Source organism: Enterococcus ratti (assembly GCF_001886195.1).
Classification (GTDB): Bacteria; Bacillota; Bacilli; order Lactobacillales; family Enterococcaceae; genus Enterococcus_B; species Enterococcus_B ratti.
Genome location: NZ_JXLB01000014.1, coordinates 12775 through 29158, shown reverse-complemented (window position 1 = coordinate 29158; position 16384 = coordinate 12775). Strand labels below are relative to the sequence as shown.

Here is a 16384-nt window from a genome sequence, read left to right as displayed (position 1 = left end):
CACGATCTTTCCTACGTTTAATCAAGTCCTTTTTTTATTATTTTATCAGGAAAAAAGGACTTGATTAATCTTAGTATGTTTATGTGAAAGAAAAAAGGTTTATTTTTTTAATTTTCGTTCTCTTACAAAATAATGAATGGACATATAACATAAAAATACAAAACCAATAATCAAAGAAACTCTTGTTTCCGGATTAATCAACATAAAGAATAGTACGAAAGCTAAAAATAACAAGGAAAGATAATTAGAGTAAGGAGAGAGCGGCATTTTAAATGGATGATCAATCATCTCTTCTTGATGCTGTTTTCTAAATTTAATCTCACTAAGTAAGATGACTATCCAAGGAACCATTCCGGGTAAGATACTAGAACTGTAAACAAAAACAAAAACATTTTCTGCTTGATCGGTAATCAAAGGCAACAAATAATTTAAAATTAACCCAATCAATACACCGCCGGAAATGGCTACGACAGGGTAAAACGGAACACCATGGCGCGTTAGCTTTAAAAATTTTTTTGACATTTTTCCGTTGAGCGCTAACGTGTAGATCATACGACTTGCACTGAAAATACCAGAATTGCAGCCAGATAAAGCGGCTGTTAATACGACAAAGTTAATCAATCCAGCAGCAAATGTAATACCGATTTTAGAAAATGTTTGTACAAAAGGAGAACCAATCGTTTCTAATTGATTCCATGGATAAATACTAACAATAATAAAAATAGCTCCAATATAAAAAATCAAGATGCGTCCAATTGTTGATTGAACGGCTTCAATAATTGTTTTTTGGGGATTTTTAGCTTCTCCAGCTGCCATTCCGATAAGTTCGATTCCTTGATACGATGCAACGACAATAGATAAAGCAAAAAAGAAACCTTTCACGCCACCAGTAAAGAAACCGCCATTTTTCCAAAGGTTAGCAATCCCTATTGCTTGTCCATGATTTCCAAAACCAAATAGTATAACGCCTAGACCAATGAGAATCATAAAAATGATCGTACCGACTTTAATAAGAGAAAACCAAAATTCTAATTCACCGAAGGCTTTAACCGAAGCTAAATTAGCAAGCATCAAAAAAAGAATAACAACGATGCCCGGAATGATCGATGGTAAGTGTGGCCACCAAAAATTCATATATTCGCCAACGGCAATCACTTCGCTAATGCCGACGACAATAAATTGGAAAATATTACTCCATGCTGTTAAATAACCAGCAACGGGATGAATATAATCATTGGCATAGTTTGCAAAAGAACCTGTAGAAGGATCAATATAAAGCATTTCTCCAAGTGCGCGCATAATTAAATATAAAAAGAACCCAGCAACAGCATATGCAACCATGACGGAAGGTCCAGTCCAGCGAATAGTAGAGGAAGCACCCATAAATAATCCTACGCCTATTGTGCCTCCTAAAGCAATCATTTGGATGTGACGTGCACTAAGACTGCGAGTTAATTTGTCTTTTTCCATACTAAAACTCCTTTCTTTTTGAGTAAACAAGCAAATATAAAATATTTCCCTATATATTAATAATAGCAATGAATAATTAACAATTAAAATCTATTTGCTTTTCTAACTCTTGATGTGATTTTACAGAAAATTTCCATAAATTGCGAGTGTTTCTGTAAAAATTTTTATATAATGCTTGAAATTGAAATTTTTCAAAAAATTATATATGAAAAATAGCATTTTTGGAGGAATTTTATAAAATTTATCAATTAGAATTAAAAGAAAAACAGCAAGGAAATACTAAACTGATTTTTTATGAGAAAGATAGTAGCTAAAAAAAGGGGATAAAACAGTTTTTGTCATTTTACCTCACCACACTTTTTTGCTTATGCAGTTAGTGAATAAAATATCAAAAAGAGATACAAAAAAGGAATTTAAAGAAAAAAACAGTTCTTTTTTCTAAGTTTCAGATACCTTTTTTTATCGAATTCCGTTATAGTTAAAGAGAAGAAAGGAAGATAAGCTATGAATTTTACACGCAAAGACAAACAACAAATTAAAGAAAAAATTCTTCAGTTGATTGAACAGCAAGATTGTTCGAATAAAGACAAAGACTTGCAATTTCTTGAAACAGAAATGGCTAATTTATTCATAGCAAATCCAAACAAATTGGATGAAAAAGAACATTATCTGGGAAAATGGCTTTTCGATGAATTTCAAACATTAGACGAAGAAACAGGTATTGGCTATTTTGTATTGATTGCCTCAGTGGGTTTTATTCCGGGGGTATTAATTAAACAAAAGAATAAAATTAACATCCAAGCATGGCCGGCTTTGTTTTCCGTCATTGGAACAGAAGGTGTAATTGGGAAAATTCAATCTGCCTACTATAAAAGTGCTTTTATTGCTAATAGTAAAGTGATGAATCTCTTTTATAATCGACTTGTTCAAATTGCTCGTCCCGGTAATATTCCTCAAACATTTACTTATCCACAACAAATAAATTTACATGAAGAAGTACTTTATGCTAGAGATTTATCTACTTTTTCAGCGGTAGAGCAAGTCCGATTACATGAGTTACTGCATACAAAACTTGTTTCACTTAATTTTTTTCAAGTATTAGATAATCAAAAAAAATGGCTTTCTGAAAATTATTGGGAAATTTTTGCTACAAGAAAAAGATGGATGGAAGAGCGAAAGATTGCAGATCAACAAATTCAATTTGTCCAATTAAAGAAAGACCGGCTTTATTATGGAATTTATAGTCGATAGCAATGAGTAGAATAGGTGAGAAAATGGCAAAAACTTTAAAAGATGAAATTATTGAAGAAAGCAAACGCTTAGGAATTGATAAGATTGGCTTTACTACGGCTGAGCCTTTTGATTATTTAAAAGAATCATTAGAAGAACAAAAAGCCGCAGGACATACTTCTGGATTTGAACATCCAATCATTGAAGAACGCCTACACTTAGAAAAAACATTTGATCATCCGCAATCGATCATCTCGATTGCATTGGCTTATCCAACTAAAATTCAAGAAGAAATACCAAAAGATGAAAAAAGAGGGCAATTTGCACGTGCGTCTTGGGGAATTGATTATCATGAGATTTTACGGGAACGATTGAATCAATTAATTGTTTTTATTCAATCACGTGCCTGTAAATGGCAGCAAGAAGAAAAATGGCGATTTGCACCACAAGTTGATACAGGTGAATTAGTAGATGTAGCAGTTGCCCAAAGAGCCGGCTTGGGTTTTGTTGGTCGAAACGGGTTATTAATTACAAAAGAATATGGTTCGTTTGTATATTTGGGAGAAATTGTGACAAATATCGTTTTTGAACCTGATAAACCGGAAATTTTTGGCTGTGGAGATTGCATGCGGTGTATTACAGCTTGCCCTACTAAGGCTCTATTAGGAGATGGTAAAATGAATGCTCAAAGATGTTTATCTTATCAAACTCAAACAAAAGGTTTAATGCCTAATGAGTATCGAAAAAAAATACGAAATGTCATTTATGGCTGTGACATTTGTCAATTAGTTTGTCCTTATAATCGAGGAAAAGATTTCCATTTTCACAAAGAGATGGAACCGAAAATAGAGGAAGTTTGTCCAAAATTAAAGCCGATGCTTTCTTTATCCAATAAAGAATTTAATGCACAATTCGGTCATTTAGCTGGTTCTTGGCGCGGTAAAAAGCCATTGCAAAGAAATGCTTTGATTGCGCTAGCAAATCTTGGAGATACTTCTGCTTTATCTGAAGTAAAAGTATGCTTAAGTGATGTCAGACCCGTTATACGAGCAACAGCTGCTTGGACGATAGGTTGTTTAGGGCGAAAAGAACCAGAAAAATGGTTAAAAATATTAGAAAAAAGACAAAATATAGAAGAAAATAGCGAAGTAATCATAGAAATTAAACAAGCACAAGACATGTTAAGAAAAAAAAAGCACAAAAGTAATCAATTTCTTCCATAAAATAAAAAATTTGTCCAGTAATTGTTGTAATAATTACTGGAATTTTTCTATTTTTTCCAAAATTTTAATTAAAAACTATAGTTTTTTTATAAAATAAAGACAAAAATTCGCTAAAAAAAAAAAGAAATATTACAAAACGAAAGTTTTTTTAAAACATAAGAAAAAATTAAAAACGGTCTCTTTGTTGAAAAATAAGGATTATAGGACTTTAGTCGTAGTTTTTGAGTGATAAAAATATTACAAATATTAAAATTTAAACTATTTTGTCATTAAATGTCATATTTCTTTTACCTATGAAATATTTCTAGATGATAAAGTTAATGACGTTGATAAATACATGATAAAAAAAGGAGATAAACATGAATTCAATTAAAAAGATCGTTTTAGGAACAACTTTTGCTGCTGGTGCAATGTTTGTAGGAACAACTGCACATGCTGATGAAACTTATACCATCAAATCAGGTGACTCATTATCAAAAATCTCACAAAAATTTGTTGGGGATAATTCATTGATTCAAGCAATTGCTGAAAAAAATGGTATTAAAGACATTAACCGCATTTACGTTGGCGAAGAATTAACGATTCCAACTTCAAATGATGCTTCAACTAAAACAATCGAAGAACCTAAAGCAGCAACGAAAGAATATACATACGTTGCTCCAGTTGAAACAGTTGAAGTAGCAACTGCTACTCCAGCTCCTGCAACCGCAGCAACTCCAAGCAATTTAAGTTCTGCAAAAGAATGGATTGCAAATAAAGAATCAGGTGGTTCGTATACAGCAACTAATGGTCGTTACATTGGACGTTACCAATTAGATGCTTCATATTTAAACGGTGATTATTCTCCTGAAAATCAAGAGCGTGTGGCGGATCAATATGTGTCATCACGTTACGGTTCATGGGACGCCGCTCAAGCCTTCTGGTTAGCTAACGGCTGGTACTAGTCGAATATCAAAAGTAGAGAAGCGTAGCACTTTTCTTACGGTTAAAGAGGGGTTTTAAGCATACAATAAAAGGCTGGATCATATTATGATCTGGTCTTTTATTGTTGATTGCTACTAAAACAAATAAAATAGTGAAGAATCGGGAAAAATTTATCCATGGTTCGTAACAAAAAATAAACGTAAATAATGAGTAATTTAAAAAAATCGTTGAGTAATCTTCATGAGTTTTACAAACTCCTCCATATCTTTTGTATTTTTAAGCTTGCTTTATTTGTTGCCTACATTTTTTTGATATATTTATCCATCGTTTTTTGATAACTCATTCCACACCCTGTACCTGTATTTAAAAATTCGGATAAAAGATAGCCAATGTATGGACCGGTCGTTAAACCCGAAGAACCTAAACCACTTGCCAATAAAAGACTCGTATCTTCAAATAATGGTCCAAAAAATGGGGAAAAATCTGAAGAATACGCTCTAGTTCCAACTTGCAACTGATAGGGTCGTGAAAATAATTTTTCAGGTTGCGCTAAAAAACTTCTACTTGTTTCGGTTAATTGAAGATACGCTTCTTCAGTAGGAGTAAGATCCCATTTTTGTTCATTTTCGTGTGTAGCACCTAATAAGATTTTTCCATTATGAAAAGGAATGAGGTCAGTTTCGCCATCTAACATAGCGACTGGCCATGATTGACTTTGATGATACAGTGTGTCAAATGCAATTAGTTGTCCTTTTTGGGGTCGAATGTCTACTCGATAGCCTAACGGTTCTAGTAAGGATTTTAAAGAAGGACCGGGTGTTAAGACGACACGATCAACTTGTTTTTCTCTAAATTCACTTTGAATCAACCAAGACCCATTTCTTTTTTTCAACTGAACTTTCTCTTTGAAACAAGTGATACCTTTGTTTTTTAAGCGTTGAGATGAGTAATGTAAATAAGCTTTACCGCTTAATCTTCCTCCTCCTGATACATACAAGGAAGGAATTTTTTTTAATAAAGGAAACATTTCGGCTGTTTGTTCTGCTTTTAATAATTTAAGTTCACCGATTGCAGGAGCATCTTTTTTTCGTTTTTCAGCTAAATTAAATAACTCTTGCAAATTTTCCTTTTTTCGAATTACTAGAGTGCCAGATTGGCTGTAAATGGCTTGATCCAATGCGATATCTTTTACTAACTTTTGGAAAAAAGCTGCGCCATCTTTTGCTAAGTGATACCATATTTTATTTCTTCTTTTTGATAGCCATGGAGAAATAATACCAGCGCTAGCTTTTGTTGCTTGTCCAGTCCCATGGTCAAACAAAGCAATGCTAAATTTTTCCGTATTTAAGTAATTTGCAACCGTCATACCAATGATGCCGCCACCAATAATGCCGATTTTTTCCATAGATGATCCACTCCTTGTTTCATAGTGTATTTTTACATAAAAAAACGGCAGGCGCAAATGACTGCCGTTTAAAATAATGTTGATTTTTTGGTCAGTAAACTAGAACGAATAAACAATAGGAAACTTATAAGCAAAAAGAAAAGCAACACACCTAAAGCGCTTTTTGATCCTAAAATAGTAGCTGTTTGATAGTTAGCATTCATGTGTTCTTGTACGAGATTGATGATGATTGCTACTAGTGAAGTTGCTACGGCTCCTGAGAACTGTTGTAAAGTATTAAAAACCGCATTTCCATCTCCTTGATATTTATCTGCTAAAGCGTTCATCCCTGTGGTCATCATATTACTATAAGATAATCCAATACCAATCATATAAATGACGTGACAAGCGACCAACAATGGTAATGAAGCATGTCCAAGAAAAAAGACTAACGCAGACCAACCGATAAGTGAAAGCAGTAGCCCTGCGAAAATTGGTTTTTTAGGTCCGTAATGATCAAGTAATTTTCCAGAAAATGGCGATAAGATCGCACCGATAGCGGCTCCCGGAAGCATAGAAAGCCCAGCAATGAACGAGTTATTTCCTTGAACAATTTGAATAAAATTAGGTAATATGAACGAAACACCGAGTAATAAAAATTGATAGACTAAAAAACTAAATAAAAACAAGGAAAACGTTTTGTTAGTGAAAATAGACAATTGAATTAAAGGCTGCTTTGTCGAGTGGTTTCGGTGGTAAAATAAGATGGCACCAACAACTGCAATAAGTAAAGCGATCCAACTAGCTGCTTTCCCTAATATACTTAAAAAAATTAAGCTGCCGCTAAACAAAAGACATAAACTTAGCACACTAAGAATGTCTAAGTGTCCGCTTTTTTGTACGGGAACATGTGCAATGGCAAATAAGCCAATACCAAGAGAAAGAAGTAACACAGGGATTAGGAAAAGAAAAATATGATTCCACGTAAAATGAGAAGTTAATATCCCTCCATATGTTGGTCCAATCGCTGGAGCAATTGCAGTAGTTAGTGTTCCTACGCCCATCATCGTACCTCGACGCTTTATTGGTGCAAAAGTTAAAATAATATGAAACATTAATGGTAAAGCAATTCCCGTAGCAATTCCTTGCAAACACCTACCGAGTAATAAAGTGAAAAAAGTTGGTGAAAAAAAATCTATAATAATGCCAATTAAAAATAAAAGATTTGAAAATAAAAAAAGAGTTCTCAAGGTAAATTGCCGCGTCAAATAGGTGGATAAGGGAACAATGATCGAAATCATCAATAGATAGATCGTTGTGACCCACTGGACTTGTGCGGTGGTTAATTGAAATTGTTTGATCAAAGTTGGAAAAGTGACATTCATCGCTGTTTCAATTAAAACTCCTGAAAAGGACATTATCCCTGTTGCAATTACAGCTGGAACTATATATAACTGTTTCTGTTTGTTCATTTTATCACCTCAAAAAATTTCGTAAAAAAAGAGAGTGATTTCTATTTTTAAAATAGAAATCGCCTCTCTATCGACACGTAAAAGACGTGTTATCTGTACGATTTGTTTACGCTGTTTATTTTAGCACAGAGATAAAAATAGTGTCAATAAAATTAGCAAATTTGGCTTAAAAGAGTTATGATAAGAAAGGCTAACAAAATTGAGAAGGATAAAATGAACGCAATTGATTGGAAGAAAATGATCTAAGTTGCAGTAGTAAGAAAATACCACAACTGTTAAATTTATCGGCATAAAATTTCTTTAGTATTAAAGGAATTGATGATCCAAGTTAAGAAGATTTTCAACGTAGAGTAGGCGCACTGTATGCTGTAAGTTATGCGATTTTCATATCACAAAAGAATAATTGACAGATTTCTAACTATCTTCTTTAGAAGGTCTATGGGAATTATAAAAACAGTATTTGAATGAAACGGTGATAGAAAAAAATATTATACTTACCCACTCATGATTAAACAACCAGAATTTGTGAACCAAAAAATTGCATAAGAAGCACAAATACAAAAAAGGAAAAAATTTCTAGTGATTTATTGAAAGAAGTAAAATTTATTACAAGAAAAGAAAGTCTAGTGGCTCAAATGTTACATATCGGTCCTTAGGATGATGAAAAAAGACGCTTGAAATACTAAAAACTTTTATCAAAGAACTTCGGAAGAATGCAAAGAAATTTATTTAAATAATCTTAAAAGAATTAAACCTGAGCGGTTAAAAAAACTTTATCATGTAAGTATTACGTTGCAATCAGAAAATCATAGGTGGAAAATTAAAGTAAAAAGTACCAAAAAAAACGGAAAATTATCAATTTGTTTGTTATAATTAAAAATGAGAGGGACCTGCTATGAAAAAAATTCAGCGACAAGCACTGATTCACCAAATAATTGCGGAGCGTCCAATCAGTACACAAGAAGAACTTTTACAACATTTACAAAAAGCAGGAGTTACTGCAACGCAAGCGACGATTTCTCGAGATATTCGAGAAATGAAATTGGTTAAAACGCAAGATGAAAATAAACGAGTTCGTTACAGCCGATTGAATCAATCTTCTGAGGCATTAAATGAAGAACGTTTACAAGCAGCTATTAAAAGAGAAGTGTTAAAAATACAAGTGGTTCAGTTTATGATTGTTGTGTTAACAGAAAAAGATGGAGCAGATGTTGTAACGAATTGGTTAGATGAAATGGCTTATCCAGAAGTTTCAGCAACTATTGCTGGGGTAGATACATTTATTATTATTTGTCGTTCTGAAGAAGAAGCACGAAAATTTGCAGAAAAATTGGAAAAAATGAGGGAATAAGAAATGGAAAGGGGTTATGCTTTTTATGAAAGCGCTAAAAAAATTCTGATATTCGAGGTATCGTCATTATTACAGAAACACACAAAGCCAATTTCAAGCCTATTGAAATAAAAAATAAGTTTTGGATTGGTCAATTGGCTAAAAAACAAATACGATCTTAGTGAGCATAAAAGAAAGTTAACTGTAGGAATTGGACGAGATAGTCGAATCACAGTGGACCAGAACTGAAAGAAGCGCTAATTAAAGGATTGACTCAATAAGGCGTAAACGTTATTGACTTTGATTTTGCAACGACTCCAGCAATGTTCATAGCGACGCCACAATTTTTTTGCGATGTAAGTGCCATGTTAACAGCCAGTCATTTCTTTTTTCCTTTAATGGAATGCAATTTTTTACAAGACTGCTATTAGTATTACCAATAGAAAATGATGAAGTTGGAAAAAATAAAGAAGTGTTGAGGTTGCTTTTTGAACTTTTAAAAAAATATTCAAAGGTTAAAATATTGATAATAGACAATGAACAGGGGTGAAACGTAAAATGATTGTGAATATGGTTATTTTTTTAACAGTATTGGTTTATGGTGTAAATTTTTTAGTTTTTCTCTATATTAAAATACACCACATTAAAAATTGGTTAGAAAAAATGGCAATATATCTAGGTACTAATATGACTTTGTTATTTACTAGTGGAATCTTTCTCTTTTTTGGAAAAATCATTGAAGATGGTGTTCTTATTTTTGAATGATAAGTTAAAATATGGGGCTAAGAACCAATAAATTTCAATTTTTCTAGTAGCTAAAAAATGGTATATGGTATAAAGATAGGTGAAAAAAATAAAAAAGGTTCTTATTTTTCACCTCCTTAGCTCTACACTAGAACAAAAAGCAGAATCTTTGAATAAACTGTCAGATACGCTTACACTAATTATAGACTAAGTGCTTTAAAGAAAGGAAGAGATCAATGAAAAAATTATATGAAACAGCAATGATTAATCACGGCGGTCGAGAAGGGGAAGTTGAAGCACCTAACGGAACCATGCACATGAAAATAACGCCACCGGGAATTCATGCAGAAGGAACAAATCCTGAACAGCTATTTGCAGCCGGATATGCTTCATGTTTTAATGGAGCGCTTCAACATATGATTGAAAAAGCAAATTTGTCTGTCAATTCAACTGTTAAAGCTCGAGTATCACTTTATGCGCTTGACGAGGGCGGCTATAAAATCGGTGTTGTTTTGGAAGTGCACATCGATGATGTGAGTAAAGAAGAAGCAAAAAAATTAGCAAAAGAAGCCCATGAATATTGTCCTTATTCAAAAGCTACGAGAGGAAACATTGAAGTTGAAGTAGTAACCATTTAAATTTTTTCTTTTTAAAAATTCCAATAAAAAAGAAGGAATAGCGCCTTTACAAGCGTTGAAAATATTTCAACCTTTGTAAAGGCGCTTATTATATTTTTTATCATTTCATGATTTATTTTTTGCTAGGAGGCGTGCCATACATTTTTGGTGTAACCCGTTTTAAATTTGGCTTAGCACCTTCAATTTTTGGTTCTGCTAACCATTGATATTCACCTTCACCATCTAACGCTTCACCTTTTGCCCAAGCACCTTGACTACTTTCGTCACCTTCGGAAAAATTGTAAAAATCGTAGGCAATATCTTTACGTTCATTTTCACGATTGAATGTACTTGGTACGAGAATGGAACCTTCGTTTTCTTCCAGTTCTTTTACAGCACTTGCCCATAAATTTTGGTGATAACTATCTCTTGCCAAAAGAACAGCAAGTAAATCTTTAACGCCTCGGTCATCAATCATTTCATAAATACGAGCTACTTGTAAACGACCTTGAGATTCTGCATTTAAATTGGCACGAAAATCTGCTAATAAGTTGCCACTAGCAATGATATAGCCGCCACTCCAAGGATTCCCTACACTATCAGCCGGACGAGGTCCTAATCCTGCTACAATCGCATGTTGGGGATTCATTCCAGAAATAATAGCGCCAATTGCAGGATCTTTTTCCATTGCTTTTTCTTGTTCTTCAACTGGTGCATCTTCTAATAAGCGCGCCACCATTGTTGCTAACATTTCGACATGACCAAGTTCTTCAGTTGCGATATCCATCAGCATATCTTTATATTTTTCTTCTCCACGGCAGCTCCAACCTTGAAATAAATATTGCATAGCAACACTCATTTCTCCATATTGCCCGCCGATAAGCTCCTGTAAATATTTTGCAATTAACGGATTGGGACGATCTGGTTTTGCTTCAAACTGTAATTCTTTTTGGTGTCTGAACATTAAAATTCCTCCTAATCTTTTATTAGTACAAGTCTATTCTCCTACGAAAGATTAAATAATACAAAGAAAAAGCTTAATTTTTTTATCATTATTTTATCTTCTTTTTCATCTAGTGAAATTCCTTATAAATTATGATTTATTAAATAAAATGTGATCTTGACATTGAAAAGTTACCGTTTACATAAAAGGTAAAGTTCTTTTTTTATTAAGAAATGGAGGGTTAAAATGAAAAAAATGTTATTTACTGGGTTGCTGGCAAGTACTGAGTTATTCTTATTAGGAGGCTATGCTTCAAGTAACGAAAATTCAGATACGACTTCTGAAAAAACAAGTAACGGTAAAAAAATAATTAATTTCTGGTCATTTTGGGGATCAGGAACTCGGAAAGAAATGATTGAAGAAATCATCAGCGATTACAACCAATCACAAGATAAAATCCAAGTCAATTACAAGTATCAGCCACGAGGAGACATTTGGACAAAATCCTTATCAGCTATAACAGCAGGCAATGCGTCGGATATGATCGTTCAAGATATTTCAGTTGCTCAACGTGCGCAAGCACAACAAGCAATGAACATATCTAAATATGTAGACAAAGAAGCAGTAAAAGATTTCTATCCGTAGTTATGGAACACAGTTAAATACAAAGGTGACCCGTACGTCTTTCCATTTAATACAGATACACAAGTCATTTTTTATAACAAAAAATTATTTAAAGAAGCAGGAATCAATCAAAAAGATCTGTGTTTTAAATAATACCAAAGAAGTAACAAAAGAAAAAAGTGCAGCTATATATTCTATACCTGTAAGTGAGGTAGTGAAAAAGAGAAATGAACACTTTTTACGAGGTACTGGTACCTTAGAAGATAGTTCTGGTACCACAAAAGGTGTTGTTGACGCGAGAGTAACATACGAATATAATACACACTTGGAAGTAGTGGGGTAAACTACTATGGAATTCATTATGCTACAGGCAGATACTATCCGTCACAATTTGCCTCTACAAGCGGTAGAAGAATCCATTACGGACAAATCCTAAAGCAGGGTCAGTAAGTCTAATGATGGACCAATATCCAAGTGATGTAAATTATAAATGGTATTCGTATGAACCAAATTGGACAAGTGATGTAGAAAGAGTATCGTCAATTTATGATGCATTAGGAGTAACAACGTATGCAACGTATACTATGGATGGTAGTTCTGATAGCGTTAATGTTACAGTGACACCATTCTAGATAAATTAAGGTGGGATACTAATTAAAAAAGTATATGATAACTTTCTTAATAGCAAGCATAATTGCAGTGATTTTTAACTTGTTATTAGAAAAAAATATCTTGTAGATTATTTGGATTGGTGCTTTATTAATTGGAATAGCATTATCTGGAACTGTTGTTTCTGGAGATAGAATGCGAGCAAATCAGGCTACAGGATCTCCAAGCTATGAAAGAAACTATTATATATATCCTTTAATTGTTAGTATCCCTTTTTTTATGGTGTTTACTTTCTTTTAAAATATAAAAATTTAGAACAATCAAAATGATTAGTAATTACCTAGTCATTTTTTTATTTCTTTACAAAACGGTGTCACTTTTTTTTAAATAGCACAAATTTTTCTAATTATTTGGCTTATTCATAGACAATAAAAAACAAAAGACAACTTAATTTTAGGATATCAATTAAGGGATTGCTATAAACTCTCAAGATTTTTTAATTATGAATAATTTATAATTGTTATTATTTATTATAAAGATAATTTTTAGACTTCTGCATTGTTCGCGCAAATTAAATTATATTTTACAGATCAATCAAATAGGTAAATTACTCTAAGCAGTAGTAAGAGATAATTTAGTGATAGCTATTTAAAAAGCGATCATAAAAAATTAATCGTTTTTGTCATTTAGTGCTGAAAATTTTTGCCATTTAACTAGAAAAGTGACAGTTTCAGTTGGAAAATCAAAAAAAATTTCTATGTTTATGGCGTTTTTTTCCTTTTTTCTTACGGAAAAAGTATTGTTTCATTTGATAGGAATAATGTTTTTACTCACCGCTTTTATAGTAGCCGGATCTGTGTATTTTGTTTTGCTCGGAATAAGTGCGTTGATTTATTTTCAAACAATGCTTTTTTTGACTGAAAAAAGTAGAGATGAGAATCAATAGTTAAATGGCGCAAAATTTTTGTGTAAGCTTAATGAAGCGTAAAAAAATCTTACGATGGATCAATTCTTATCTATAATTTTTCCTCTTTCTTAAGAATAAGGTTACTTGTCACGTTAAGGCTTCTTTGTTATGGTTATAACAAGAAAAAACTGGGAGGATAAATTAGATGGCAAAAATTATGATCGTAGAAGATGAAGAAATCATTCGCCAATTAATTATGGAAGAATTAGAAAAGTGGCAATTTGAAACGTATGGTACTTCTAATTTTAATCAGGTATTTGAAGACTTTGAAAGAGAAGAACCGCAGCTTATGTTATTAGATATCAATCTTCCGGTGTTTGATGGATATTATTGGTGTCAAAAAATTCGAGAAATTTCAAAAGTACCAATCATTTTTATTTCAAGTCGGAATACAAATATGGACATGATCATGGCAATGAATATGGGAGCAGATGATTTTGTGACTAAACCCTTTCAAATTGATGTTTTAATTGCTAAAATTAATGCGTTGCTTCGTCGTTCCTATAATTATGGTGAACTATCCAGTGAAATGATGAGCCATAATGGGATTACGTTGAATGTTGATAACGGCAGCATGGAAATTAATGGAGAAATGATTGATTTAAGCAAAAATGAATACCGCTTATTATTTATCTTAATGAAGCAGCATGGGAAAATCTTAAGCCGTGAGAAACTGTTACGTGCTTTATGGGATGATGAACGTTTTGTGGATGACAATACATTGACTGTAAATATTAATCGATTACGCCGAAAGATAGAACAAGCAGGTATAAAAGGATACATTGAAACAAAAGTCGGACAGGGGTACATCGTTCCTTGAAAGGATGAGTACAAAAATGAATTTCTTTAAATATTTAAAGGATCAGTGGTCACTGATTCTAGGATGGCTCTTTTTTATAATACTCACAATTTTTGTGATGTGGCTCGCCCCTAATATTTCAGTTGATTGGTCGACGGTTACTTATTTAGCTTTAATTCAAGGGGTTTTTTTACTTTTTTATTTGCTCGTCCATTATTTCAATAAACGTCACTGGTGGGAGAAACTAGCGAATTTACAACAAACATCTCCTTTGCAAAATTATTTAAGTGGAGCACGCGCAGAAGAAGAAAAATTAATTGAAGATTATATCAATCAATTGATTCGTGAACACCAAGAAGTGATGCAAGAAGCGATTAGCAATCAACAAGATCAAAAAGACTACATTGATTCATGGGTACATGAAATAAAAGTACCGTTGTCAGCTGCCGAACTTTTGGTGCGCTCCATTGAGTTTGATATTGATGATCATAAATACACCTTATTGGAAAATGAGTTAGCAAAGATTGATGAGTACGTAGAACAAGTTCTTTACTATGCCCGACTAGACAGTTTTTCAAGAGATTATTTGATTCAGGAATATGACTTGAAAAGTATCATTCAACCTGTTATTCGCAGTCAAGCCAATTATTTTATTCAAAAACATCTGCATTATGAAATTGTTGGCGACGATCAGCGAGTTTTAACAGATGCAAAATGGGTGGCATTTATTTTTAAACAAATTCTAAGTAATGCAATCAAATATACACCGGATCATAAAGAAATCATCTTTTCTATTGAAAAAAACAAACAAGGCGTTTCATTAGCCATTAAAGATTCAGGCATCGGTATTCCTAAAGAAGACCTATCACGTATTTTTGATAAAGGATTTACAGGAACGAACGGTCGTCTGGGGAAAACGCATTCTACGGGGTTAGGGCTCTATCTAGCAAAGTCTTTAGCTGAAAAATTAGGAATTCAGTTAACTGTAGAGTCCATAGAAGGAGAAGGAACAACAATGTCCTTAATTTTCCCAATCTTAAATTTCTATAATGACAAACGTTAAAAAATAGTGAGAATCAAAAAAAAATCCTTGTATTGTGAACGTTTTCCCTGATAAGTTTCTTATCATGTGAAATAAAAGGAGATTAGTTATGGAAATTTTAATAGCATTGATCCCTATGGTCGCATGGGGAAGTATTGGATTAGTCAGTGGGAAAATTGGTGGGGATGCCAATCAGCAAACGTTAGGCATGACTATCGGAGCATTTATTTTTTCAGTGATTATTTTTTTCATCGTTCATCCAGCTGTCACCCCTTGGATATTCTTAATTGGCTTTTTATCCGGTTTGGCGTGGAGTGTTGGACAAAATGGTCAATTTCATGGGATGAAATTCATGGGCATTTCTGTAGGGCTTCCTTTGTCCACTGGTTTTCAATTAATTTTAAATACGATTGCAGGTGCAGTATTTTTTCATGAATGGACACAAACCAAAGATTATGTATACGGCATACTTGCTTTAGTTCTTCTTGTTAGCGGTGCCTATTTAACTGCACGTCAAGATGATGAAGGAAAAGTAGATACAGAAAATAAAATGTTGGATTTTGGTAAAGGTCTTAGAGCACTAATTTATTCGACTATTGGTTATGGTGTTTACACCATTATTGTTAATTGGGCAAATTTGGATGCGATGTCAATTATTTTGCCGCAAAGCATCGGAATGATCTTAGGTGCAAGTTTCTTTGCTTTTCGTAAAGTTAAAGTGGATCAATTTGTTTGGAAAAACATGATGTGCGGATTGTTATGGGGAATTGGGAACGTGTGCATGCTCCTCACCGTTAAATCCCTTGGTTTAGCTGTTGGCTTTTCATTATCGCAAATGGGAATCATCATCTCAACACTAGGCGGCATTTTCGTTTTAGGAGAAAAGAAGACGAAAAAAGAACTTGTTTACGTTATTGTTGGTTGCCTTTTAGTCATTTTAGGTGGTATTATTTTAGGGTACATGAAAACGGCTTAATGGCGTTTTTCTAACCTAAAATAAGGAGGT

The 16384-nt window shown here is 33.1% G+C and carries 15 protein-coding genes and 1 pseudogene; 12 read left to right on the top strand and 4 right to left on the bottom strand.

What is annotated here, in order from left to right:
• Positions 1-99: 99 nt before the first annotated feature.
• Positions 100-1470 (bottom strand): amino acid permease, encoded by a 1371-nt coding sequence (locus RV14_RS07920; protein ID WP_071855740.1) that lies wholly within the window; start codon positions 1468-1470, stop codon positions 100-102.
• 504 nt (positions 1471-1974) lie between these two features.
• Here RV14_RS07920 and RV14_RS07915 point away from each other — a divergent pair.
• The 3 genes from RV14_RS07915 (at position 1975) to apf (ending at position 4867) form a co-directional block, all read left to right on the top strand.
• Positions 1975-2721 (top strand): hypothetical protein, encoded by a 747-nt coding sequence (locus RV14_RS07915; protein ID WP_071855739.1) that lies wholly within the window; start codon positions 1975-1977, stop codon positions 2719-2721.
• A gap of 23 nt (positions 2722-2744) precedes the next feature.
• The gene (gene queG, locus RV14_RS07910) at positions 2745-3923 is read left to right on the top strand and encodes a tRNA epoxyqueuosine(34) reductase QueG (protein ID WP_071855738.1); all 1179 of its coding nucleotides are present in this window, start codon (positions 2745-2747) and stop codon (positions 3921-3923) included.
• Positions 3924-4282: 359 nt separating this feature from the next.
• Positions 4283-4867, top strand: coding sequence for an aggregation-promoting factor (gene apf, locus RV14_RS07905; RefSeq protein WP_071855737.1), 585 nt, complete (start codon positions 4283-4285; stop codon positions 4865-4867).
• Positions 4868-5145: 278 nt separating this feature from the next.
• Here the strand turns inward: apf and RV14_RS07900 are convergent, their stop codons facing one another.
• Positions 5146-6252: an FAD-dependent oxidoreductase gene (locus tag RV14_RS07900; RefSeq protein ID WP_071855736.1), complete on the bottom strand. Its 1107-nt coding sequence runs from the start codon at positions 6250-6252 to the stop codon at positions 5146-5148.
• A gap of 68 nt (positions 6253-6320) precedes the next feature.
• Positions 6321-7703: an MFS transporter gene (locus RV14_RS07895; RefSeq protein WP_071855735.1), complete on the bottom strand. Its 1383-nt coding sequence runs from the start codon at positions 7701-7703 to the stop codon at positions 6321-6323.
• 895 nt (positions 7704-8598) lie between these two features.
• Between RV14_RS07895 and RV14_RS07890 the strand changes: the two genes are divergently transcribed.
• The 4 genes from RV14_RS07890 (at position 8599) to RV14_RS07875 (ending at position 10415) form a co-directional block, all read left to right on the top strand.
• Positions 8599-9054, top strand: a complete 456-nt coding sequence (locus tag RV14_RS07890) for an arginine repressor (RefSeq protein WP_071855734.1) — start codon at positions 8599-8601, stop codon at positions 9052-9054.
• A 302-nt stretch (positions 9055-9356) separates the two neighbouring features.
• Positions 9357-9464 (top strand): hypothetical protein, encoded by a 108-nt coding sequence (locus RV14_RS12910; RefSeq protein ID WP_342714731.1) that lies wholly within the window; start codon positions 9357-9359, stop codon positions 9462-9464.
• A gap of 127 nt (positions 9465-9591) precedes the next feature.
• Positions 9592-9798: a hypothetical protein gene (locus RV14_RS07880; RefSeq protein ID WP_071855733.1), complete on the top strand. Its 207-nt coding sequence runs from the start codon at positions 9592-9594 to the stop codon at positions 9796-9798.
• A 215-nt stretch (positions 9799-10013) separates the two neighbouring features.
• Positions 10014-10415: an organic hydroperoxide resistance protein gene (locus RV14_RS07875; protein ID WP_071855732.1), complete on the top strand. Its 402-nt coding sequence runs from the start codon at positions 10014-10016 to the stop codon at positions 10413-10415.
• A 112-nt stretch (positions 10416-10527) separates the two neighbouring features.
• On the opposite strand, the gene RV14_RS07870 is transcribed toward RV14_RS07875, so the two are convergent.
• Entirely contained in the window at positions 10528-11358 is an 831-nt protein-coding gene (locus tag RV14_RS07870; RefSeq protein ID WP_071855731.1) for a manganese catalase, read from the bottom strand.
• Positions 11359-11583: 225 nt separating this feature from the next.
• Here RV14_RS07870 and RV14_RS07865 point away from each other — a divergent pair.
• From RV14_RS07865 to RV14_RS07840, 5 genes and pseudogenes are all read left to right on the top strand, one after another.
• Positions 11584-12102 (top strand): annotated as a pseudogene (locus RV14_RS07865) (extracellular solute-binding protein); the annotation flags it as partial.
• Between the two features lie 317 nt (positions 12103-12419).
• Positions 12420-12593 carry a hypothetical protein gene (locus RV14_RS12255; protein ID WP_217265350.1) on the top strand — a complete coding sequence of 58 codons (174 nt, stop codon included), beginning with the start codon at positions 12420-12422 and terminating at the stop codon, positions 12591-12593.
• 1089 nt (positions 12594-13682) lie between these two features.
• Positions 13683-14357, top strand: a complete 675-nt coding sequence (gene sapR / locus RV14_RS07850; RefSeq protein WP_071855729.1) for a two-component system response regulator SapR — start codon at positions 13683-13685, stop codon at positions 14355-14357.
• Between the two features lie 16 nt (positions 14358-14373).
• The gene (sapS, locus tag RV14_RS07845) at positions 14374-15399 is read left to right on the top strand and encodes a two-component system sensor histidine kinase SapS (protein WP_071855728.1); all 1026 of its coding nucleotides are present in this window, start codon (positions 14374-14376) and stop codon (positions 15397-15399) included.
• A gap of 88 nt (positions 15400-15487) precedes the next feature.
• Entirely contained in the window at positions 15488-16354 is an 867-nt protein-coding gene (locus RV14_RS07840) for a GRP family sugar transporter (RefSeq protein ID WP_071855727.1), read from the top strand.
• Positions 16355-16384: the final 30 nt, after the last annotated feature.